The sequence below is a fragment of the Neptunitalea chrysea genome, from assembly GCF_027924145.1.
GTDB lineage: Bacteria > Bacteroidota > Bacteroidia > Flavobacteriales > Flavobacteriaceae > Neptunitalea > Neptunitalea chrysea.
Genome location: NZ_BRVP01000002.1, coordinates 76,885 through 101,059, shown reverse-complemented (window position 1 = coordinate 101,059; position 24,175 = coordinate 76,885). Strand labels below are relative to the sequence as shown.

The following is a 24,175-nucleotide window of genomic DNA, read 5'->3' as shown; positions in this document are numbered from 1 at the left end:
TTTATCAGGATGCAACAGGACACAAATCAATAACAATATTGATAGCTTTATTTCAAATTCAAATTTGCTACTTATGACACGCCCTATACTAGTGTTTTTGTTAGTCATTACTTGCTTTTATTCTTGTAAAGACACCACTCATAAAAATGAAATTACCCTAAAAACTCAAACCGTTGAAGCACCTTTTGGCAAAATTTCCATAATATCTCCAGATTTCAGTGCTTGTAAAACATATTCGATTACAGATTTCGGTGCTATTGAAAATAACAAAGAAAAAACTTCTGAAGCCCTACAAAAAGCAATAACAACGGCTGCTTCTGAAAATGGAGGTACAATATTAATTCCCAAAGGAAAATGGCTAACCGGAAAATTGCATTTAAAAAGTAATATCAACTTGCATCTTGAAGAGGGTGCCGTTTTAGAATTTTCTACTGATCCTAATGATTATTTACCTTCTGTTCATACTACCTGGGAAGGAATGGAATGCTATAACTACTCTCCTCTTATCTATGCTAAAGACTGCAAAAATGTAGCCATTACAGGCAATGGTACATTAACAGCACAAATGGATACTTGGAAAATGTGGTTCAGTAGACCTCCGGCTCATATGAATAGTTTAAAAAGACTATATACATTGGCTTCTAAAAATATACCTGTAGAGGAAAGACAAATGGTGAACGATACTGCACATCTTCGCCCACAATTTATTCAGTTTAACCGATGTGAAAATATATTATTAGAAGGTGTTTCAATAAAAAATAGTCCTTTTTGGGTTATTCATCCGTACATGTCTAAAAATGTGACCATCAGAAATGTAAACGTAGTTGCTCACGGACATAACAATGATGGTGTAGATCCTGAAATGAGTCAAAATGTACTTATTGAAGATTGTATTTTTGATCAGGGAGATGATGCAATTGCCATTAAATCTGGACGGAATCAGGATGCATGGCGATTAAACATGCCTACTAAAAATGTAATTGTTAGAAATTGTACTGTTAAAAACGGACACCAATTAGTAGCTATAGGAAGTGAACTCTCAGGCGGAGTGGAAAATGTATTTGTTGATAATTGTAACGTAGTTGAAGGAGCTAAATTAAATCACTTACTTTTTATTAAAACAAACGAGCGAAGAGGTGGTTTTGTTAAAAATATGTATGTTCAAAATGTAAGTAGTGGCCATATAGATGCTGGTATCCTAGGTATTGAAACTGATGTTCTATACCAGTGGAGAGATTTAGTCCCAACATATGAAAAACGACTTACCCCAATATCAGATATTTACCTATCTAATATTACTGCTACAGATGTTAAATTCATTTCTAGAATCTTGGCTCAAGAAGAACTACCTGTAAAACATATTCATCTAAAAAATGTAACTGCCAATACCATAAATGAATCGCCTTATATTCATGAGAATGTACTACATTTTAAAAATGAATAAGCATTAAGAGCTATAAGTAAACAAGGGACAGTTATTCTGTCCCTTGTTTACTATAATGAGTTTCGTTCTATATACTTAAATACATTTTTAACGCGTTCTTTTTTATTCTTCATAACCATATAAGCTGCAGATTCTCCCATAGCTTTAAAATCTGTACTAATAACAGTAATACCCAACAAATCTTTTAAAGGAGTGTCGTTGTAAGAAATAATACCAATGTTCTTCCCAAGTTCCAAATTATCAGCTTTTCTAATTTGTCTTACTAGGTTAACCAAATCTCTTTCTTGAATAGTGATGTATAAATCTTTTTCTGGAAGATCCATATCGTCATATATTTCATCTAACACCTCAAAATCAAACTTTTGCTCTACACAAAATTGTTTAAATCCATGTAAAATTCTTTTTGGATAAGGATTTACAGACTTTGTAGGATATACCAATATAATTTTATTGTAACGTTTAATACGTTCAAGTCCTTCTTTTAAAGCCTCATAGATATCTTGTTGAAAATCTTGATATATACTCCCATAATCCCCTTTTATATCAGGTTTTGCATTATCAAGAATAATCAATTTATCTTTTGGTATTTGTTCTATTATATCTATAACGCTGTCAGTAAAACTAACATGATTTAGATTTTTATCTCTAAAATGAGGCATAATAACATAATTATCGTATCCTCCTAAATTCTTCTCTAAAGAACGTATAAACAAAGATTCTTCACAATGATAGATATACAAATTAACATGACCATTTACTCCTATAGCATTTACAAAAGAATTATAAATAAGCATTTTGTAAACACTAGGCTTATTTATCATAAAGAAAACGCTTTTTTTAGAAATCAAATCGGTTTTGGTAGTATAGTATCCCTTTCCTTTTACCGATACAATAACTTGCTGCTCCTTTAAACGCTTATAAGCTTTTTCAACTGTATCTCTAGACAGTAATAAATGTTCACTCAATTCATTGATAGAAGGTATCTTCTCTCCTATCTTTAATTTTCCCTTTCCGATATCGTCTATCACAGAATCTACGATCTGCTTATACTTAGGCACACGGGAATCCTCATTAATTATAATGTCTAATGTAGATGACATAAGAAATTGCTAAATTTTGAAAAATCAGTACTCAGTTTGGTTATTTATGAGTAAATATAACCAAATAATAAAAATATGAATGTAAAAAGTAAATATTCTTCCCTTATATCGAAAACACACAGTACACTACAGGATAGTCTAGCTAGCCTTAAAATTTATATTTGAGTACACTACTTCTAAGAAGAGCTTAGAAGATTCAATTCTCGTTTCGAGAACAAATTAATAAAAGCTACACACTAAATTTAAAATGGAAAAAACGTTTCAATATGTAGATTATCTGTGGGATGAACAAAAAGCAGCATCGATGGCAGATGATCAAGTGGCTCTGTTTCTATATAGGTCTAACATCCTTGGGGCCGACTTAAGAATTACTAACTATGGCGGAGGAAACACAAGTTGTAAAACCATCGAAAAAGATCCCCTAACTAATAAAGATGTGGAAGTAATGTGGGTCAAAGGTTCAGGGGGAGATATTGGTACCCTGAACAGAAAAGGTATTGCAGGTCTTTATACTGAACGGCTTAGAAATCTCAAAAACGTATATAAAGGGATTCAAGATGAAGACCGTATGGTAGGCCTATTCAATCATTGTATTTACGATTTAGACAGTAAAGCACCTTCTATTGATACGCCACTACACGGACTATTACCATTTAAACATATTGATCATTTACATCCAGATGCACTGATTGCTATTGCTGCAGCTAAAGACAGTAAGCAAATTACAAAAGAAATATGGGGGGATTCAATGGGATGGGTGCCTTGGCAACGTCCAGGATTTGATTTAGGACTACAACTTGAAAAATGCCTCAAGGAGAATCCCGATATTAGAGGAATTGTTTTAGGAAGCCACGGCTTATTTACATGGGGAGACACCTCTTACCAATGCTATATGAATAGTCTTGAAGTCATTGAAATGGCGTCGGAATATATCAATCAAAAAATTAAACAAAACGGACGCGTTTTTGGGGGACAAAAAATACAAGCATTACCCAAAGAAAATAGATGTGAAAAAGCAGCAGAAATTATGCCACTACTTAGAGGTCTCGCTTCTTCTGAAAAGGCCATGATTGGTCACTTTACAGATAGTGATACCGTATTACAATATATTAACAGTAACGATTTGGAGAAACTCGCTCCAATGGGTACCTCTTGTCCAGATCATTTCCTGCGTACTAAAATTAAACCACTCATTCTTAATCTTTCTAAAGATGAAAAAATAGCGGATTCAAAAGCCGTTTTAGAGAAACTAAATCCAGCTTTTGAAAAATACAGACAAGAGTATGCAGATTATTATGAAAATTGTAAACATGACAATAGTCCTGCTATAAGAGACCCTAATCCTGTTATTATTATATATCCAGGTGTAGGGATGTTTGCATTTGCGAAAAACAAACAAACAGCAAGAGTGGCAAGTGAGTTCTATATAAATGCCATTAATGTTATGAGAGGTGCAGAGGCTATTTCTGAGTATACTGCACTTCCTAGACAGGAAGCATTTGATATTGAATATTGGCTATTAGAAGAAGCCAAACTACAGCGTATGCCTGCTGAAAAACCTTTATCTAGAAAAGTCGCGCTGGTTACAGGGGCAACAGGAGGAATTGGTAAAGCTATTGCCGATAAATTTATTGAACAAGGAGCAAATGTAATCATTACTGATATTAGTGAACAAAGCATACAAAAAGCATTAAAATCATATCAAAAGGATGATGCTACAGCAGTCGTATGTGATGTTACTTCTAAAGATCATATTGAATCCGCTTTTAAAAAAGCATGTCTCACATTTGGGGGAGTTGATATTATTGTACACTCCGCAGGACTCGCAATTTCGAAGCCTTTGGAAGATACTACGGATAATGACTGGGATATTTTACAAAATGTTCTGGTAAAAGGTCAGTTTATGCTAGCGCAAAAAGGTATCGAAATTATGAGAAAACAAAAAATGGGGGGGGATATTGTTAACATTGCAAGTAAAAACGGACTCGTTGCAGGACCTAATAATATTGCATATGGTACCGCTAAAGCTGCTCAACAACATATGAGTAGACTCATGGCTGCTGAACTTGGAAAAGACCATATTAGAGTAAACACAGTAAACCCAGATGGGGTAATTGTAGGTAGTAAAATTTGGGAAGGTGCTTGGGCTAAAGGAAGAGCAGAAGCATATGGGATTGATGTAAAGGACCTACCAGCTCATTACGCTAAAAGAAACTTATTAAATGAAATTATTTTACCTGAGGATATTGCTAATGGAGTCTACGTTTGTGTAGCTATACTTAATAAAAGTACAGGCAATACCATTAATGTAGACGGGGGAATGGCAAATGCATTTGTAAGATAAATTTTGGATTGGTATGCAGCGGGGTTGCTGATGTACTTCCCTGCTGCTTTATTCAATAATTAATATTTTACACAAAAAAAGTTATAAAATTACTACGTAGTAAGTATTTTATATTTCGAATAATTAATGTAATTTTTAAGAAAATTCGCTATTAACAATAACTAACTAAAAGATGAAACTAAATATAGATCAATTAACTGATTTTAATTCTAATAAGAAAGATTTAGTAAACAACGAAAACGATTTCTTGCGTACTGAATTTTCAAAAAAAAATGTATCCGTAGACGCCATTATCCAAAAATTGGCTGATTTTCAAGTAGCTATTCCAAGTTGGGCTTTAGGAGCCGGAGGAACACGTTTTGGTCGATTCTCATATGGAGGGGAACCTGCTTCTTTAGAACAAAAATTAGAAGATATAGGTCTCATCCATGCTTTAACTAAAACTGCAGGAGCTGTGTCATTACACATCCCCTGGGATATTCCTGAAGATGTTAATGCTATTAAAGATATAGCCTTAGATAATGGTATCATCTTTGATGCCATGAATTCTAATACATTTCAAGATCAAACTGACGCAACTGAATCGTACAAATTTGGATCCCTAAACAGTATGAATGAAGCCTCTAGACAATATGCTATTGAGCACAACAAAGAGGTTATTAAAATTGGGGAACAATTAGGCTCTAAAAGTTTAACCGTTTGGCTAGCAGATGGAGCAAATTTCCCAGGACAAATTAACTTTCAAAAAGCACTATTGAATACTGAAGATAGTTTAAAAGATATTTATAGTGCTATGCCCGATGATTGGAAACTTTTTATAGAATATAAACCTTACGAACCTAACTTTTACAGTACTACTATACAAGACTGGGGAACCTCTTTTATGTTAGCCAATGCATGTGGAGAAAGAGCCTATACCTTAGTAGATTTAGGCCATCATTTGCCCAATACAAACATTGAACAAATTGTAGCCACGCTTATGCTAAAAGGAAAACTAGGTGGTTTTCATTTTAATGATAGTAAATACGGCGACGATGATTTAACCGTAGGTTCTATAAAACCTTATAACCTGTTTTTAATTTTCAATGAGCTCGTATATGGTATGGAGCATAATAAAAATAACCCATACCCAGCATGGATGATTGATGCCAGCCATAATATTAAAGATCCATTAGAAGATTTAATTCAATCATTAGAAGCAATTATGATAGCCTATGCACAAGCATTACTTGTTGATAGAAACGCGTTGGAAGTGGCACAACTGGAAAATGATACCGTAATGTGTCAGGAAATTTTACAAGATGCTTACAGAACTGATGTACGCTCATTAATTAAAGCCGCAAGAATACAATCGAATGCAGTTGTTGACCCACTTTTGGCATATAGAACCTTTAAAATTAGAAAACAACTCATTACCGAAAGAGGAACTAAAGTAATGGCTACAGGTTTATAAAATTTACGATATGGGTAAAAAGAAAGTAACTGCTGTTTTTGATATTGGTAAAACCAATAAAAAGTTCTTTTTGTTTGATAAAAACTATCAGGAAATTTTTAGAGAATATACTAATTTACCACTTACGGTTGATGAGGATGGTTACGAAACTGAAGACTTAGAACAGTTAGAGCTATGGATGAAAAAGACGTTTCATCAGATACTCGAAAGTGAAAAATATGAAGTAAAAGCGATTAATTTTTCAACCTATGGTGCCAGCTTTGTTCATATTGATCATGAAGGGAAAGCTTTAACTCCTCTTTATAATTATACGAAAACAATTGAAAAAGAAATCACTGATGAATTCTATGAAAAGTATGGCGGAGAATTAAAAATTGCGAGAGAAACAGCTTCTCCACAATCAGGCATGTTAAATTCTGGAATGCAATTGTATTGGATTAAGAAAAAATATCCTGAAACCTTTGATAAGATTAAGTATAGTCTTCACTTACCACAATACTTGTCGTTTATGTTTACTAGTATACCAGTGAGTGAATATACCTCGATTGGTTGTCATACCAATTTATGGAACTATGATAAAAACGATTATCACGATTGGGTATATGAAGAAAGGATTAGTAGAAAGCTTGCCCCTATAGTTCCTACAGGAGCTTCTATAAATACTTCCTATTTTGGTAAAAAAATAAAAATTGGAGTGGGTATACATGATAGCTCTTCTGCCCTATTACCTTATATCTTAAGTAAGAAGAAACCTTTTCTGTTACTGTCTACTGGTACCTGGAGTATTTCATTAAATCCTTTTAATGAAGAAAGTTTAACAGATGTAGACATAGAGAATAACTGTCTTAATTACATGAGAGTAGATGGCAACAGAGTAAAAGCTTCTCGCTTTTTCATGGGGAATGAATACCGTACCCAAATAGAAAAGCTAGGTCACTATTATAATAAAGATTATGGCTATCATAGAACTGTAAAATTTGATCAGGATTTATACTTAAAACTCATAGAAAAACCATCCATCTATTTCAAGTTTGAAGGGATCAGGTTACAACGTAAAAAACTTGAAAACACAAAATTAGAAGGCTTTAAAACCTTTGAGGAAGCTTATCATCAACTTATGATAGAGTTAATGGAATTACAAATACATACAATTTCAAATGCTATTGGTAATTCTAAAATAGGAACTATTTATATTGATGGCGGCTTTACAGATAATGATGTATTTATGAAACTAATGTCGCATCATTTTAGTAGTTATAAGGTCTTAAGTACGCAATCACCTTTGGGTTCTGCATTAGGTGCAGCAATGATAATTTCTAACAAAGAAATAGACGGCACCTTCTTAAAAGAAAATTATAGAATGAAACAATTGGTGCCATTAATTTTAAAGTCGCCTCATAACATACAAAATATCTAGTATATGAACTATACTGTCGGATTATTTATACCCTGTTATATAGATCAGTTTTTTCCAGAAGTTGGAAAAGCGACCTTAGAATTATTAGAAAAAAATGGCTGTAAGGTTATATACCCAGAAGAACAGACATGTTGCGGTCAACCTATGGCTAATACAGGTATGGAAGAAGTAGGTAAAAAAATATACCAATCTATGGGCGAATTGTTTAAAGGTTGTGATTACATAGTTGGCCCCTCTCCTAGTTGTGTGTACCATATCACCAAACATTATGATGTTGTGGAACAAACACCAGAAATAAAGCATTTAAGAGCGCATACTTATGATCTGGTAGAGTTTTTATATGATATTTTACATATCGAAAAACTAGAGGTCAGTTTTCCATATCGTGTTGGTTTACACAAAGGATGTCATGGATTAAGAGGGATGCAACTGGACAACCCCTCTGAATTAATGAAGGATATTCCTTCTAAATGGGGACATGTTTTAGGTTTGGTTAAGGATATCCAAATGACCGAACTTACCCGTACCGATGAATGCTGCGGTTTTGGAGGAACCTTTGCTGTTGCTGAAGAAGCGGTATCTACCAAAATGGGCAGAGACAGAATAGCAGATCATGTAAACAACAATGTAGAAGTAATTACATCAGGAGATATGTCATGTCTAATGCATTTAAAAGGAATCATAGACCGCCAAAAAAGCAACTTAAAAGTAATGCATATTGCTAATATTTTAAACGGAGATCATATATGAGTATTCATGCCAAAAAAGCAAGCGATTTTATAAGCAATGAAGAACGTACCAACTGGCATGATGGAGCACTTTGGCATGTACGTAACAAACGTGATATCAGTGCTTCTAAAATACCTGAATGGGAATTACTCCGTAGCACTGCTTCACAAATTAAAGAAAATGTACTAAGCAATTTAGACAACTATCTTATTCAATTTGAAGAAGAAGCTAAAAAGAATGGAGTTCATGTACATTGGGCTGCTAATGACGATGAACATAACTCTATAGTTTCCGCTATACTGAATAAACATAACGCAAAAAAAGTAGTTAAAAGTAAATCGATGTTAACTGAAGAATGCGGACTTAATCATTTTTTAGAAGACCAAGGAATTGAAATTATTGATACCGATTTAGGGGAGCGTATTATTCAATTACGGGACGAACCACCTAGTCATATTGTACTGCCAGCTATACACATTAAAAAGGAAGAAGTGGGTGAATTATTTCATGCAAAATTAGGTACTGAAAAAGGAAATGCTGATCCTACTTATTTAACAAGAGCTGCACGTACTCATTTAAATCATAAGTTTTTTGAGGCAGACGCTGCTATTACCGGCGTTAATTTTGCTATTGCCGAAACAGGTGGTATTGTTATTTGTACCAATGAAGGTAATGCAGATATGGGGTGCCATTCTGCACCCGTACATATTCATTGTATGGGACTTGAAAAACTTCTTCCAAAAGCCGAACATTTAGGCGTATTTATACGATTATTGGCTCGAAGTGCCACAGGTCAACCTTCTACAATTTATACATCTCATTATCATAAACCAGAGTCCGGTAAAGAAATGCACATTGTTATTGTAGACAATGGTCGTAGTGAACAATTGGGAAAAGAAGATTTTAGAAATAGCTTAAAATGTATTCGTTGTGGAGCTTGTATGAACACGTGTCCAATCTATCGTCGTAGTGGTGGACATAGTTATCATGCAACCATACCTGGTCCAATTGGAGCTATTTTACAGCCCAACAGAAACCTACAAGAGTATAGTGATTTACCTTTTGCTTCTACACTTTGTGGATCGTGTAGCGATGTATGCCCTGTGAAAATAAACATTCATGAACAGTTGTATAAATGGCGTCAGGAAATTTATAAACACAACGAATTACCTAAAAGTAAAATTATTCCTTTAAAGGTTACTACAAATATACTTGCTTCATCAACCATGTATAATATAATGGGGAAACTAGCACGTACATCCTTAAAATTATTACCTGATTTTTTACTTTATAACAAGCTAAATACTTGGGGGAAAAATCGTGAATTACCAGCTCCTCCGAAAGAATCTTTTAAGGAATGGTATAAAAAAAATAAACATGAGTAGTAGAGAACATATTTTAAGTAGAATTAAAAAACATAAACCACAATTGATTGAATTACCTGATTTATCTGTATTCGCTCACGAAATCAATACTGAAAAATTGGTCAATGATTTTATCAATACTTCTACTACCAATGCAAGTACTGTGGTTAATATGATTGGGCAAAGTATAAATTTCGACACTTATATTCCTTTATTTATCGCTGAAAATTTCGGTGATAACGCAATCACTTATACCCCTTTAAATTCATCAAATAAGGAGATATTAGATTTTAAATCGAATCATATAGATGTTTTTGTAACCCAACCACAAATAGCAGTGGCAGAGAATGGCTGTATGTGGATTCATGACAAACAAATGCAACAACGAATTGCTGCTTTTGCTAGTGAACATACATTATTTATAGTAGACCATAAAACCATTGTTCCTACGATGCATCAGGCTTATAAAGCTCTCCAAATTAACGCTCATGGATACGGCGTTTTTATAGCAGGGCCTTCAAAAACTGCTGATATTGAACAATCTCTTGTAATTGGAGCACAAGGAGCTGTTAGTAATACTGTTATTTTAGTTTAATTATATAAAGAGAGGCTTTACACAAAATTGTAAAGCCTCCCAATGAAAAATTAATTAAATAACTGAATAATTAACATTACAATATAGTGATATATTCTTTATAAACGGTACACTTCACTTCCTGCCATTAAAAAACATCCTAATCCATAATCCTCAAAATCAGGAATTTTATCATACGATAAAGGTTGACCATCTTTAGGTTCCTTTCCGGTAGATTGTACATAACCAAGAAATCCATCTTTGTGTAAACAATCTGTAACCATTGCATTCCATGCTTTCCAAATTATAGGTTCATAAATCTCTCTATCTAATAATCCATTATTTACCCCATAAGCCATTCCGTAAACAAAAAGCGCCGTTCCGCTTAATTCTTTACCTCCAAAATGGTCTTTATCATGCAAACTAACGTTCCACAGACCATCTTTGCGTTGCACTTTCTTAAGTGCTTCTGCCATAGCTATTAAATCTTCTTCGTATTGCTTTCTATGCGGTGCATCTTCAGGTATAATAGTTAGTACTCGTACAAGAGCACCAATTACCCAACCATTTCCTCTACTCCAATAACAGTCTTCACCATTAGGTTCAGTATATGGAGTATCAAAATCTGCATCTCTCCACCATAACCCATCCTCAGGATTATACAATCCATGCGTACCATGCTCGTTACGAGTAAACATATACATCTCATACATTTTCTCAAAATAAGCTGGATTATTTTCCAATACCCCCATCATTGCCATAGCAGGCATCCCCATTTGTATGGCATCAATCCACGACCAATCATCATTTTCGGGTGTATATAAAAATTTACCCAACATGGCTCTTGTATTTTTCAATTTCTCAGGAGTAGGTTCTAATTTATACAGTTCAATATAAGTTTGTGCAGCACAATAGTCGTCTGCATTTCTATTGGTATTACCATATCTAAATCCCCAATTGTGAAAATTGGCCCAGTCATACGCATACTTATAATAAGCTTCAAATGGATAAATTTTATACAATTCCATTAATCCCTCATAATAGACTGCTCTAGTCCAAATGTTACTGGCTCTTTCTTTATTGGTGATAATAGTTCTACCTACATCAGGCCATTTTTTCATAAAATATTTATTCGCCAACATCATATCCGTCAATACTTTTTTACGACGTTGTTCCACATCTACCTGACTATATGTTGCATTAGCAAACAGTATACAAGCTAGTATAAAGAGCACTCTTCTCATTCTTAATTTATTTAAATTGATATTTTACTTTGTTATTTCCACTTTTAAAGGAATCAATTTTACAGGGCCTAATAAACCGGAAGGTGTAGGTTGCCAAACCGTAGCGTCAAACTTTTTATAGTCTTTGGTCACCATATTAATCTCATGAAATATTTTCCATTCCTCTCCACTTTTTTCTAAAGCTCGTAAGCGATTAGCGGGTAAATTAGTTACATCTATTTTAATGGTATTTCCTTTTTCTTTAAGCGCCCCTATGTATATCTTATAAGGGTTTGCCCATGCACAACCTAGGTACCTACCATTAATCCAAACCTTTGCACTTTCTCTAACATCACCTAAATCTAACATCCATGAAATACCTTCAGCAGGCTTATCAAATGTGGCAGTATAGCTAACAGTACCCGAAAAGGCTTCTGCTTCAGCATTTAATATAGTCCAAGAAGCAAGGGTATCTATTGTAGCATTAGAAGGTAATGTTGGTCCACCTTTCACAAAATCAAGTAGCCAGCTTGTTTCTAGATCGTAAGCCAATCCATCTTCAACGGAATCAAAATAGTTCCAGCTAGAAATATCTTCCTTTGTTGATGCAACAAAAACAGTTTCTCCAGACGGTAGAGACACCCGTACTTTATTATGTCCGTCTTTACTCCAAACTTTAGCTTTACCATTTCTGCCAGTAAGAGGATCTATTAACTGAATAACACTCCCTGCTATATCCAATGATAAATAGGTATCTATTTTATGATCTGTATGATTCACTAGAAAATAGATTTTGTTTCCGTCTTTATCTATTCTACTCACATATTTCAATCCGGTAGCTATCAGACTCTCATTGTGTATACCTATAATATCTAATGCATTATACAAATCTTCAGAAGTGTGAATTTTCATTTTCTTAATTAAATTCAAAAACTCCTCATTTTGTTGTTTATAATTTAAATAGCCCGGCACTCCCTCTGGAATCCCTTTAAAAATGATATGTGCCCCTTCTCTCTTTAAATTTAATAAATGCTCAAGCGTATTTAATGGCATATAAGTACACTCCGGAATTATAATACAATCATAGGCTCCACCCGGCACCATTACTTTTCCATTCTTCACCTTTGCTTGCTGTATAAAACTATCTGAAATAAAATCTGTACTGTAACCCCTCTCTATTAATGAAGTAGCCGTATCATAAAAATCAGTTCCATAAAGCCAATCTTTTAAACTATGAATTGGAAATTGCACCATTAAATCGGCTTTCAAAGGTTGTTGCCAAATATCATAGATTGGCCAATACAGTAACGTTTCTCTAACTGCCGTTCCCTCCTGTAAAAATTCCTGACAATTCTTTATATAAGAAAACAGTGAAGGAGCATCTTCCCAAATAGTATTATTGTAATTGAAATTAACAGAAGCATAAAACTTCCAACCAGGCCATTTTGCTCGTTCAGGAGAATAGGTACTCCCATGTAAAAAAGTATGATTTATGCCATTCAAAAACAACTCCTCTACCTCTGGTTTACACTGAGAAAGAGCCGTTTTAAAATGCTCTCTCAACCACGTAAAGGTTTCAGAGCTTACTAAATTCTTCCCTGAAATATGTGCCGCCGAAGAAGAGAACTTAAGCATTACAAGATCGGCATCTCCTTGTCTTATATTTTCAGCATCTCTTCTTAAACCTTTAATATCAAAAGGCATAGAACCAAATGTTTCACACTCAGGAATATCTGCTGCTGCATAATAGTCAATTAAATTCCCAGGAGAGCCATGTGCTTGCAATCTTGTTATTAAATCATGATTATGTGCCCATAACGTCCAGGTACTATCAAAATCTTTAAGTAAATCTGAAATTGTTTCTCTGTAATCTGACTTAATTCTATTTCCTATTTCTGTAGAGGTAGTATCTAGTAAATGAGGCAAAAAAGGTTTTATATCATAGCCTCTTCGCTGTTCAAATTCAGTAAAAAAATCAGGTGTAAAATCGGTTCCATAGACCTCATAGCTATCATTAAAAACAGCTCTTAATTTTCCATTTAATTTTGAAAACGCCGTATCAAAAGGTTGTACATAATGCCTGAATGCTTTAGTACTATAATGATCTAAAGTATATCCTTCTCCCCCAGGTGCTGCTCTTTTAACTTTTTGCCCGGTTTTACCTGTAAACACTGCATAAATGGTAGCATCTGATTTTCTGGCCTTCCAATTAATCATATGGTTTTCCTCTAATTGATTGGTTATATCCTGATACTTCCCGTTTTTATCAAATGCCAATACATATGATAAGCTTGCTCCCTTTTTTTCTTTAGGATTCATAACGGTTATGGTGTCTTTAAATCGTTCTCCTTTATTTACAGTATAAGTCTGTACAATTAGTTTAGTAGCGGCATCTTTTGTGGTAACCTGCGATCCTCCATAAGGCCATCCGGTTCCAAGGGTCATATCTACCCGCATGTCTAAACTATCGGCAACCTCTAATGTATATGATACTATTTGTAAATATTCTTTTGATAGAAATTTTAAATAGTTTGATTCTTCGCCTTTTACACCATATATTGGGGTTATCTCTACACCACCAATACCAGCTTTTTGTAAGGCTATTAAATTGTATTTAATTCCAGTAGAATCTACAGCATTTCCCATCCACCACCAACGTGCCCATGGCTTTACTGTTTCTGAATGCTGTTGAGCATTCCCTAATGCACTAAATAATAAAAGGAGTGAACAAATTATTGTAAATCCTCCTCTATTCTTTTTAATCATAATTAAACTTATTTAAACGAACAACAACGTTTTCGTTGAAAACTAAAGTAAATCAATATAAAAACGGACCTATCCTGTTCTATCCTGAGTCAAATTTTACAAATCTATAATTCTATTTTTTTTATTCATTAAGCGTAATTCTTATAAAATAAGATAAATAAGAGATTTTCCTACTAAAAAATTTCATTTAAAAATAAGACTTTCTTATGAAAACAGTACAGCACAGGATACCAAACCTTATGGTTAGTTATACTTTTAAATATCAAAATTTATAAATATCAAGCTTCGTAAAAATGGAAAAAACGTTTCAATATGTAGATTATCTGTGGGATGAACAAAAAGCAGCATCGATGGCAGATGATCAAGTGGCTCTGTTTCTATATAGGTCTAACATCCTTGGGGCCGACTTAAGAATTACTAACTATGGCGGAGGAAACACAAGTTGTAAAACCATCGAAAAAGATCCCCTAACTAATAAAGATGTGGAAGTAATGTGGGTCAAAGGTTCAGGGGGAGATATTGGTACCCTGAACAGAAAAGGTATTGCAGGTCTTTATACTGAACGGCTTAGAAATCTCAAAAACGTATATAAAGGGATTCAAGATGAAGACCGTATGGTAGGCCTATTCAATCATTGTATTTACGATTTAGACAGTAAAGCACCTTCTATTGATACGCCACTACACGGACTATTACCATTTAAACATATTGATCATTTACATCCAGATGCACTGATTGCTATTGCTGCAGCTAAAGACAGTAAGCAAATTACAAAAGAAATATGGGGGGATTCAATGGGATGGGTGCCTTGGCAACGTCCAGGATTTGATTTAGGACTACAACTTGAAAAATGCCTCAAGGAGAATCCCGATATTAGAGGAATTGTTTTAGGAAGCCACGGCTTATTTACATGGGGAGACACCTCTTACCAATGCTATATGAATAGTCTTGAAGTCATTGAAATGGCGTCGGAATATATCAATCAAAAAATTAAACAAAACGGACGCGTTTTTGGGGGACAAAAAATACAAGCATTACCCAAAGAAAATAGATGTGAAAAAGCAGCAGAAATTATGCCACTACTTAGAGGTCTCGCTTCTTCTGAAAAGGCCATGATTGGTCACTTTACAGATAGTGATACCGTATTACAATATATTAACAGTAACGATTTGGAGAAACTCGCTCCAATGGGTACCTCTTGTCCAGATCATTTCCTGCGTACTAAAATTAAACCACTCATTCTTAATCTTTCTAAAGATGAAAAAATAGCGGATTCAAAAGCCGTTTTAGAGAAACTAAATCCAGCTTTTGAAAAATACAGACAAGAGTATGCAGATTATTATGAAAATTGTAAACATGACAATAGTCCTGCTATAAGAGACCCTAATCCTGTTATTATTATATATCCAGGTGTAGGGATGTTTGCATTTGCGAAAAACAAACAAACAGCAAGAGTGGCAAGTGAGTTCTATATAAATGCCATTAATGTTATGAGAGGTGCAGAGGCTATTTCTGAGTATACTGCACTTCCTAGACAGGAAGCATTTGATATTGAATATTGGCTATTAGAAGAAGCCAAACTACAGCGTATGCCTGCTGAAAAACCTTTATCTAGAAAAGTCGCGCTGGTTACAGGGGCAACAGGAGGAATTGGTAAAGCTATTGCCGATAAATTTATTGAACAAGGAGCAAATGTAATCATTACTGATATTAGTGAACAAAGCATACAAAAAGCATTAAAATCATATCAAAAGGATGATGCTACAGCAGTCGTATGTGATGTTACTTCTAAAGATCATATTGAATCCGCTTTTAAAAAAGCATGTCTCACATTTGGGGGAGTTGATATTATTGTACACTCCGCAGGACTCGCAATTTCGAAGCCTTTGGAAGATACTACGGATAATGACTGGGATATTTTACAAAATGTTCTGGTAAAAGGTCAGTTTATGCTAGCGCAAAAAGGTATCGAAATTATGAGAAAACAAAAAATGGGGGGGGATATTGTTAACATTGCAAGTAAAAACGGACTCGTTGCAGGACCTAATAATATTGCATATGGTACCGCTAAAGCTGCTCAACAACATATGAGTAGACTCATGGCTGCTGAACTTGGAAAAGACCATATTAGAGTAAACACAGTAAACCCAGATGGGGTAATTGTAGGTAGTAAAATTTGGGAAGGTGCTTGGGCTAAAGGAAGAGCAGAAGCATATGGGATTGATGTAAAGGACCTACCAGCTCATTACGCTAAAAGAAACTTATTAAATGAAATTATTTTACCTGAGGATATTGCTAATGGAGTCTACGTTTGTGTAGCTATACTTAATAAAAGTACAGGCAATACCATTAATGTAGACGGGGGAATGGCAAATGCATTTGTAAGATAAATTATAAAAACTGGTAGAGTATATTACCATATCTACCAGTTTTTATTTATTTTAGGAATATTATTACTACTAATTATATATCAAAATTAATGACACGAAAACGTTTTCATTAATTCCAAATTTAAATCCAACTAAATAATGTTATCAAATATGAGTCAAACCCCTCTGGAAGAAGAAATAATTACAGCAGAAGTATCTGGAGAATTTGAAAGAGAACAAGTTCCGGCCTCCCACCTAAAGGACTGGAAAAGCTTTTTGGGTATGTATGCAGGAGAGCATGCCGCAGGTACCGAATTTGTCATTGGCCCTTTATTTTTAACTACCGGAGTTAGTGCTTTTGACTTAATAATAGGACTCTTATTAGGAAACCTGATGGCAGTACTCAGCTGGCGATTTCTAACGGCAGAAATTGGAACCAAATTTAGATACACTTTATACTATCATTTAGAAAAAATTTGTGGGAGAAAATTGGTTACGTTATACAATTTAGCCAATGGTATTTTATTCTGTTTTTTAGCAGGTGCTATGGTTACGGTATCTGCTACAGCAGTGGGTATTCCTTTTAATATGGAGATGCCTAAATTAACAGATACCTACCCTAACAGTGCTACTTGGGTAATTATTGTATTAGCTTTAGGAGTTGTTATTTCAATCATTGCGGCTAAAGGGTATAGTATGGTTGCCAAAGCTGCCAACTGGATGTCTCCTGTTATTGTACTAGCCTTTATTGCTTGTGGTGTTGTATCACTTACAAAATTAAACGTAAGCTCCTTCTCTGATTTTTGGAATATTTGGGGAAATGGATCTGAACCTTTTCCCGGGCAAATAAAATATACTTTTTGGCATGTATTTTTATGGTCTTGGTTTGCCAATGCAGCTATGCACATTGGTATGTCAGATCTAACTGTATTCCGTTTTGCTAAAAAGCCAAGAGCTGGCTGGACAACCGCAGCCGGTATTTATATAGGGCATTATATTGCATGGATTGCTGCTGCTTTACTATATGCAGTATACCTAAAATCTCCAGAAGCTCAAGGCATGCTTGCCAATGGAGAAGCCCCTACCGTAGCACCAGGACCTTTAGCTTACAATGCTATTGGTGTTTTTGGTATTATTGCCGTTATATTAGCCGGGTGGACAACTGCAAATCCAACAATCTATAGAGCCGGACTAGCCTTTCAGGCAATCATTCCAAAGGTTTCTACCTTTTGGGTAACTATTATAGCAGGAACCGTGGCTACTATTGCCGGGCTATTCCCTGCGTTTGCAATGAAATTATTAGGATTTGTTTCACTATACGGATTCATTTTAGCGCCCGTGGGTGCTATTATAGTATTTGAATATTTCTTCGGGAAAAAATTTGGTATTCAAGCATTTTATGCTGAAAAGTCGGGTACTAAATTTAATCAAGCTGTTTTCTGGGCATGGATATTAAGCTTTGGTATATTCTATTATATATCAATTCAGTTTAATGTGTTCTTGTCTTTTGTAACCTTACCCGCATGGTTATTATGTGGTGTTTTATATCTTGTTTTTAGCAAAATTGTTCAAGTTAAACACAACAAAAAAAACCTATAAAACTTTTCTACTAACTAGTATTATTGATATGTGTGTTGTTATAAAAATGTTATGTATTGGCTACCTAATTTTAGGTAGTCAATTTATTTGGGGGCAAAACGATTCTGTATATCATGGCAAACAAAGAGCACTTCATTATACTCCTGAGGGTAAAAGTTTTGTATTAAAAAATGGGCATCAAAAATTTAATCGTGCTCTGTATGGAACCAATACAGGGTTTCGAGTGGAAACCGGAGATCTCCCAGAATTTGCCTTATACATGCCTGGTATGGGTGGTAATTTTCAACTTGGAATTATAAAAGGTAATAAAAGTAAATGGCTAACAGAAGTAGACAGTATTAAAACCCTATATACTCCGGGGTATATGACGTATACCATAAAAGATAGTTTACTAAATAATGGAGAAATAAATATTAAGGTAGTTGCATCTTATAATTCTGAAGGAATGTTGCTTCAACTAAAAACTATGAATCTACCCGATAATCTTAAATTGATATGGATATATGGAGGTGCCACAGGTAAAAAATTTCACAGAGATGGAGATATTGGTGCCGATCCTGAATCTGTTTTTTATTTGCAACCAAAGTATTGTAAAAATAATACGTATAAATTTGATAAAAACAGCTTTACCCTTACTTATGGGTGGAGTACTAAACATCCACAAAACAACAAAGTACTTACGGGAAGTTTTCCCAATTCTAAAGTAAATATTAAAGAAGCTAAACATCTTTCTTCTCCTAGTAACTTATTGGAAAATACAGTGACCAATGCTCCTATAATTACTGGAATTCTAACACCAGAGATACAAAAAAATACATACTTCTGGAAAATTGAAAACAGCACCGAAACATACAATCAAATTACCCTTAAAGATGATTTTGAAAAATCAGTAGCTCACGCCAATACTATAGCTTCCCAAGTAACCGTCAATACACCTAATAAATATATAAATACCTTAGGCGGAGCGCTTTCCACTGCAGCAGATGCCATTTGGGAAGATCCCGCTTATTTGCATGGAGCAGTAGCATGGCGTATGTACTTAAATGCGTGGAGAGGGGCTTATGTTGCCGATGTACTAGGCTGGCATGATAGAGCCAAAAAGCATTTTACGGGGTATGCTAATTCTCAAGTGCTTACTCCTAACGAAGGTCCGATTATCCCCGATACCACTAGATACTCTTCGCGACAAGTAGAAAAAATTGGTACCGCCCTATTTACCGAAGGTTATATTAGCCGAAGACCTAATAATAATACTGTTGCACATCATTATGACATGAATCTGGTCTTTTTTGACCAATTATTAACACATGTTAAATGGACAGGAGATACTATTTTTTTAAAAGAAATGTGGCCTACATTAAAAAGACATCTAGCATGGGAAAAACGAAATTTTGATAGCGATAATGATGGATTATATGATGCATACGCTACTATCTGGGCCAGTGATGCCTTACAATATAGTGGTGGAAAAGTAACGTACACATCGGCATACAATTATAGAGCTAATATAATGGCAGCTCAATTTTTAAAAATTTTAAATGAAAATCCATCTTATTATGAGCGGGAAGCCTTAAAAATTAAGACAGCTTTAGACCAACAACTATGGGTACCTGAAAAAGGGATCTATGCTGAATACAAAGATATACTAGGGAATCAGTTATCACATGATACTCCAGGAATATGGACTATTTATCATACCATAGATGAAGGTATTGCCAATGATTTTAAGAATTATCAATTGCTTAACTATGTGACTAACTCAATTCCGCACATCCCAATAAATGCAGAAGGATTCTCTACAACTGATTTATTTTTGGTAGCTACATCTAACTGGCAACCTTATACATGGTCTGTGAATAATGTGGCATTGGCAGAAAACCTGAATATGGCTTTAGCCTACTGGCAAGGAAACAACACTGAAACTGCTTATAAGCTTTGGGAAAGTGCACTCACAGAAAGCATGTATATGAGTGCATCTCCGGGAGGTTTTGAACAACTATCCCTTTATGATGCTATGAGAGGAGAATTGTATCGTGACTTTGCTGACCCGATTGGGGTTGCAGGAAGAACATTGATAGAAGGACTCTTTGGTATAAAACCTGATGCCTTAAAAAATATACTTGCAATAACACCTGGGTTTCCTAATACATGGCCTTATGCTTCCCTTGCTACTCCTGATATTTCAATAAAAATGGAGAAAGCTACGTGGAGTGATTATTATGAGATTACTCCAAAGTTCGACAAATCTATGAAACTTTCATTTGCTGTTGATGCTCGATACGATGCTATTAAAAATGTTACTATTAATGGAGAACAAGTTTCTTATCAAGTCTTGGAGAAAATTGGACAACCAAAAATACGTATTGAATCTTCATATGCTCCAACTTATAAAATTACTATTAATTGGAAAGGAAATCCACTTGAAAAAATAACACTTACCGACACATTTAGTAATGCCAATTTTAAAATTTCTAAATCTGAAGTTACCTACTTAGAGTTGTATGATCCGCAACAGTGGTTGCTTTCCTATTCATTAAACAAACATGAATTATCTGGAAAAATTGCTGATAAAACGGGAGATGCGCTATTCTTTGTAAAGGTTAAACAAAACCAAGTAACATGGTGGATTCCTATTACATTCAAAGTTAGCGAGGAAATAGAACGTAATTTCATCGCAGATAATAACACGTATTTCTTAGAAACAACTAACAATACCAACCAACAGCTAAAAGCTAAGATTAATATAAATAATATTTCCTTAGACTCTAAATATCTTCTTCTCCCTCCAAAGGAAACGGTAAACATACCAATAGAAAAAGGGTTTTTACATACAGGTAGAAATCAATTTACGTTTCAATTTGAGTCGCAAAAGAATATCCCTATTTTTTATCAGGACTGGAATATCCCAACCAAAGATGATGGCTTTTTTGACACTATTGATCTTTCGAAAACCTATAACGCACAAGTACAAAACATATTTAGAAACCAATATTTTAGTCCGCGCCCAACCACACCCACTCTTCAATTACCTACTACAGGCGTTGGAAATTGGTGTTACCCTACAATTGCTGATGATATAGATATAAACCCAACCGGATTAAAGAAGAGTGCAAATACTAATGGAATTATCTTGAGTCCACAAGGTATCCCATTTAAAATTGAAACACGTGAAAATACCAACGATATTGTTTTTGCTTCCCAATGGGATACATATCCTAATGCGGTGGAAATTCAGCTTAGCGGAAAAGCTTCCCATGCTTATTTTATACTTGCAGGATCTACCAATCCCATGCAAACACGCATGACAAATGGTATCATTGAAATTGCATACACCGATGGAACCAACGACAGTCTTGCTTTAAAAAATCCTGAGAACTGGTGGCCTATTGAACAAGATTATTTTATAGATGGATATGCTTTTACAACCAACGCCCCAAAACCGAAAAGGGTTTACTTTAAAACCGGAAATATAACCGATACATTTTCTAATTATAGAGATATTCATGGGTTTACCAAATACGGTATTGATGGTGGAGCTGGAATCCTATTAGATATACCATTACATCCAAATAAAACATTAGATCATTTCACTATAAAATCAGTAGTCAATGATGTTGTTATAGGATTAATGAGTTTAACCTTAAAACGAACGAAATAATGATAAAAAAATCTATCTACTTCATACTATTAACCTGTATTTCTTTCTGTTCTTATGCACAGCAGAAGATCAACCGAAAGGCTCTGGTAACCAGACACAATGTGCTACTTACCACTGTTGATACACTAGGTTCTTTATCTGTTGGTAACGGTGCATTTGCTTATACAACAGATGTTACTGGAATGCAATCGTTTCCTCTTTATTATAAGGAGGGTGTCCCTCTGGGAACTGAATCGGAATGGGGTTGGGATACACATCCGAATACCGAGAATTATACGTATGAGGAAACTTTAATGGAATATCAACAATACGGTAGAGATATTACCTATTCTGTTCAATCTGCGAAAGACGCACGCCGTAAAGGAGCTATTGAATATTTTAGAGCCAATCCGCATCGCATCCAATTAGGAAATGTAGGCATGGAACTTTATAAGAAAGATGGTTCAAAAGCTACCATTTCTGATATATCACAAATCAATCAAGAACTAAATCTTTGGACAGGAGTCATTAAAAGTGAATTTACCTTAGAAGGTGTTCCCGTAACTGTGTATACAGCATGCCATCAAGAAAAAGACATGCTTGGTTTTAAAGTAGAATCAAAACTATTAGACACTAAGCAACTAAAGTTCTTTGTACATATCCCCCATCCTACTGCCGGATGGTCAGATTTTGGAACTTTTACGAAAAAAAACAGTTCCTATATCGCAACGGTAACCGAAAAAAACAATACCGCTACCATCAATAGACAATTAGATTCATTACGCTATGCAATTACTTTAGCGTGGGATACACAAGCTACTATGGTGAATAAAGGAAACAATTATTTTCAATTGCAACCCAATACAAAAAGAAACTTTTCTTTCACTTGTAATTTTAACTCACAAAAAAATGATACCATAGCAACGTTTAAAGATATAACAACCAGTAGTAAAGATGGTTGGGAATCTTTTTGGAAATCTGGAGCTGCTATAGATTTTACAGGAAGCACCGATCCTAGAGCCCATGAATTGGAACGCCGAATTATTCTTTCTCTATATTTAACCAAATTACAATGTTCTGGTACCATTCCACCACAAGAAACCGGTTTAACCTTTAATAGTTGGTATGGTAAAGAACATTTGGAAATGCACTGGTGGCATGGTGTACATTTTGCGCTTTGGGGACGACCTGAATTGTTAGAAAGAAGTTTACCATGGTACCAACAAGTAACTAACAAAGCTAAAAAAAGAGCTCAAAGACAAGGGTTTGAAGGGGTTAGATGGCAAAAAATGACAGGCCCTTACGGAAATGAAAGTCCGTCATCTATAGGTTCTTTCTTGATTTGGCAACAACCTCATTTTATAACATTTGCAGAATTAATGTATAAGGCAGAACCTTCAAAAGAAACTTTATTGCGCTACCAAAAAGAAGTATTTGCTACTGCCGATTTTATGGTATCATTTGCTCATTATAATTCGTCAAAGGACAGATATGAACTAGGTCCGGGTGTAATACCAGCGCAAGAACGATTTAAAGCTATGGATACCTATAATCCAACCTATGAGCTGGCTTATTGGAATTGGGCTTTAACTACCGCTATAGAATGGAAAAAAAGATTGGGCATAGAAACTCCCAAAAAATGGCAAGAAGTACTTTCTAAGCTTTCCAAATTACCCATACAAGATAACGTTTATTTAGCAACTGAAAACGCGACCGATTCCTATACCAACCCTGAGTATAAGACCGATCATCCTTCAGTTTTAGGAACCTTTGGGATGCTACCAGAAACACCTCTCTTAGATAAAAACATTATGAACAACACCTTTAATCTCATTTGGGATACTTGGACTTGGGAAGACACTTGGGGATGGGATTTCCCAATGACTGCCATGACAGCTGCTCGATTAGGGAAACCTGATAAAGCTGTTGATGCACTCTTTATGAATGTTCAAACCAATACCTATTTAGCCAACGGACATAATTATCAGGAAGACCGTTTGCCTATATATTTACCCGGAAATGGAGGATTACTAACAGCCGTTGCTATGATGTGTGCCGGTTGGGACGGCTGTACTGAAAAAAATCCTGGATTTCCCAAAGATGGTAGCTGGGTAATAAAATGGGAGGGATTACAACCTATGTTTTAATAATTAAAA

Annotated in this window: 14 protein-coding genes; 11 read left to right on the top strand and 3 right to left on the bottom strand. The window is 34.8% G+C overall.

The window, feature by feature from the left end; genetic code table 11:
* Nucleotides 1-73: 73 nt before the first annotated feature.
* Complete coding sequence (locus NBRC110019_RS01525; protein WP_281751622.1) at nucleotides 74-1,444, top strand: glycoside hydrolase family 28 protein; 1,371 nt, start codon at nucleotides 74-76, stop codon at nucleotides 1,442-1,444.
* Nucleotides 1,445-1,494: 50 nt separating this feature from the next.
* Here the strand turns inward: NBRC110019_RS01525 and NBRC110019_RS01520 are convergent, their stop codons facing one another.
* Complete coding sequence (locus NBRC110019_RS01520; RefSeq protein WP_281751620.1) at nucleotides 1,495-2,544, bottom strand: GntR family transcriptional regulator; 1,050 nt, start codon at nucleotides 2,542-2,544, stop codon at nucleotides 1,495-1,497.
* A gap of 247 nt (nucleotides 2,545-2,791) precedes the next feature.
* Here NBRC110019_RS01520 and NBRC110019_RS01515 point away from each other — a divergent pair, with 247 nt between their 5' ends.
* From NBRC110019_RS01515 to NBRC110019_RS01490, 6 genes are all read left to right on the top strand, one after another.
* Nucleotides 2,792-4,888 (top strand): bifunctional aldolase/short-chain dehydrogenase, encoded by a 2,097-nt coding sequence (locus tag NBRC110019_RS01515; RefSeq protein ID WP_281751601.1) that lies wholly within the window; start codon nucleotides 2,792-2,794, stop codon nucleotides 4,886-4,888.
* A gap of 172 nt (nucleotides 4,889-5,060) precedes the next feature.
* Complete coding sequence (locus NBRC110019_RS01510) at nucleotides 5,061-6,341, top strand: sugar isomerase (RefSeq protein ID WP_281751617.1); 1,281 nt, start codon at nucleotides 5,061-5,063, stop codon at nucleotides 6,339-6,341.
* Nucleotides 6,342-6,351: 10 nt separating this feature from the next.
* Complete coding sequence (locus NBRC110019_RS01505) at nucleotides 6,352-7,758, top strand: FGGY-family carbohydrate kinase (protein ID WP_281751615.1); 1,407 nt, start codon at nucleotides 6,352-6,354, stop codon at nucleotides 7,756-7,758.
* Between the two features lie 3 nt (nucleotides 7,759-7,761).
* Nucleotides 7,762-8,508, top strand: a complete 747-nt coding sequence (locus NBRC110019_RS01500) for a (Fe-S)-binding protein (RefSeq protein WP_281751612.1) — start codon at nucleotides 7,762-7,764, stop codon at nucleotides 8,506-8,508.
* Nucleotides 8,505-9,872, top strand: coding sequence for a lactate utilization protein B (locus NBRC110019_RS01495; protein WP_281751610.1), 1,368 nt, complete (start codon nucleotides 8,505-8,507; stop codon nucleotides 9,870-9,872). The genes NBRC110019_RS01500 and NBRC110019_RS01495 overlap by 4 nt, the downstream gene beginning before the upstream one ends.
* Entirely contained in the window at nucleotides 9,865-10,446 is a 582-nt protein-coding gene (locus tag NBRC110019_RS01490) for a LutC/YkgG family protein (RefSeq protein ID WP_281751607.1), read from the top strand. The genes NBRC110019_RS01495 and NBRC110019_RS01490 overlap by 8 nt, the downstream gene beginning before the upstream one ends.
* A gap of 98 nt (nucleotides 10,447-10,544) precedes the next feature.
* On the opposite strand, the gene NBRC110019_RS01485 is transcribed toward NBRC110019_RS01490, so the two are convergent.
* On the bottom strand, nucleotides 10,545-11,669 hold the full coding sequence (locus tag NBRC110019_RS01485) for a glycoside hydrolase family 88/105 protein (protein WP_281751605.1): 1,125 nt from the start codon (nucleotides 11,667-11,669) through the stop codon (nucleotides 10,545-10,547).
* Nucleotides 11,670-11,693: 24 nt separating this feature from the next.
* Nucleotides 11,694-14,414, bottom strand: a complete 2,721-nt coding sequence (locus NBRC110019_RS01480; RefSeq protein ID WP_281751603.1) for a glycosyl hydrolase — start codon at nucleotides 14,412-14,414, stop codon at nucleotides 11,694-11,696.
* 293 nt (nucleotides 14,415-14,707) lie between these two features.
* On the opposite strand from NBRC110019_RS01480, the gene NBRC110019_RS01475 reads away from it, so the two are divergent.
* The 4 genes from NBRC110019_RS01475 (at nucleotide 14,708) to NBRC110019_RS01460 (ending at nucleotide 24,166) form a co-directional block, all read left to right on the top strand.
* The gene (locus NBRC110019_RS01475) at nucleotides 14,708-16,804 is read left to right on the top strand and encodes a bifunctional aldolase/short-chain dehydrogenase (RefSeq protein WP_281751601.1); all 2,097 of its coding nucleotides are present in this window, start codon (nucleotides 14,708-14,710) and stop codon (nucleotides 16,802-16,804) included.
* A gap of 150 nt (nucleotides 16,805-16,954) precedes the next feature.
* Nucleotides 16,955-18,382 carry a purine-cytosine permease family protein gene (locus NBRC110019_RS01470; protein WP_281751598.1) on the top strand — a complete coding sequence of 476 codons (1,428 nt, stop codon included), beginning with the start codon at nucleotides 16,955-16,957 and terminating at the stop codon, nucleotides 18,380-18,382.
* A 28-nt stretch (nucleotides 18,383-18,410) separates the two neighbouring features.
* A complete protein-coding gene (locus NBRC110019_RS01465) occupies nucleotides 18,411-22,040 on the top strand; it encodes a DUF4450 domain-containing protein (RefSeq protein WP_281751596.1) in 3,630 nt (1,209 codons plus the stop codon).
* Nucleotides 22,040-24,166, top strand: a complete 2,127-nt coding sequence (locus NBRC110019_RS01460; RefSeq protein WP_281751594.1) for a hypothetical protein — start codon at nucleotides 22,040-22,042, stop codon at nucleotides 24,164-24,166. Before NBRC110019_RS01465 ends, NBRC110019_RS01460 begins: the two co-directional genes overlap by 1 nt.
* Nucleotides 24,167-24,175: the final 9 nt, after the last annotated feature.

What these genes read in the sequence shown, in the direction of transcription:
- NBRC110019_RS01505 (WP_281751615.1), top strand. Translation starts at nt 6,352, where the DNA reads ATGGGTAAAAAGAAAGTAACTGCTGTTTTTGATATTGGTAAAACCAAT.
- NBRC110019_RS01500 (WP_281751612.1), top strand. Translation starts at nt 7,762, where the DNA reads ATGAACTATACTGTCGGATTATTTATACCCTGTTATATAGATCAGTTT.
- NBRC110019_RS01480 (WP_281751603.1), bottom strand. Translation starts at nt 14,414, where the DNA reads ATGATTAAAAAGAATAGAGGAGGATTTACAATAATTTGTTCACTCCTT.
- NBRC110019_RS01485 (WP_281751605.1), bottom strand. Translation starts at nt 11,669, where the DNA reads ATGAGAAGAGTGCTCTTTATACTAGCTTGTATACTGTTTGCTAATGCA.
- NBRC110019_RS01470 (WP_281751598.1), top strand. Translation starts at nt 16,955, where the DNA reads ATGAGTCAAACCCCTCTGGAAGAAGAAATAATTACAGCAGAAGTATCT.
- NBRC110019_RS01525 (WP_281751622.1), top strand. Translation starts at nt 74, where the DNA reads ATGACACGCCCTATACTAGTGTTTTTGTTAGTCATTACTTGCTTTTAT.
- NBRC110019_RS01465 (WP_281751596.1), top strand. Translation starts at nt 18,411, where the DNA reads ATGTGTGTTGTTATAAAAATGTTATGTATTGGCTACCTAATTTTAGGT.
- NBRC110019_RS01475 (WP_281751601.1), top strand. Translation starts at nt 14,708, where the DNA reads ATGGAAAAAACGTTTCAATATGTAGATTATCTGTGGGATGAACAAAAA.
- NBRC110019_RS01460 (WP_281751594.1), top strand. Translation starts at nt 22,040, where the DNA reads ATGATAAAAAAATCTATCTACTTCATACTATTAACCTGTATTTCTTTC.
- NBRC110019_RS01515 (WP_281751601.1), top strand. Translation starts at nt 2,792, where the DNA reads ATGGAAAAAACGTTTCAATATGTAGATTATCTGTGGGATGAACAAAAA.
- NBRC110019_RS01490 (WP_281751607.1), top strand. Translation starts at nt 9,865, where the DNA reads ATGAGTAGTAGAGAACATATTTTAAGTAGAATTAAAAAACATAAACCA.
- NBRC110019_RS01510 (WP_281751617.1), top strand. Translation starts at nt 5,061, where the DNA reads ATGAAACTAAATATAGATCAATTAACTGATTTTAATTCTAATAAGAAA.
- NBRC110019_RS01520 (WP_281751620.1), bottom strand. Translation starts at nt 2,544, where the DNA reads ATGTCATCTACATTAGACATTATAATTAATGAGGATTCCCGTGTGCCT.
- NBRC110019_RS01495 (WP_281751610.1), top strand. Translation starts at nt 8,505, where the DNA reads ATGAGTATTCATGCCAAAAAAGCAAGCGATTTTATAAGCAATGAAGAA.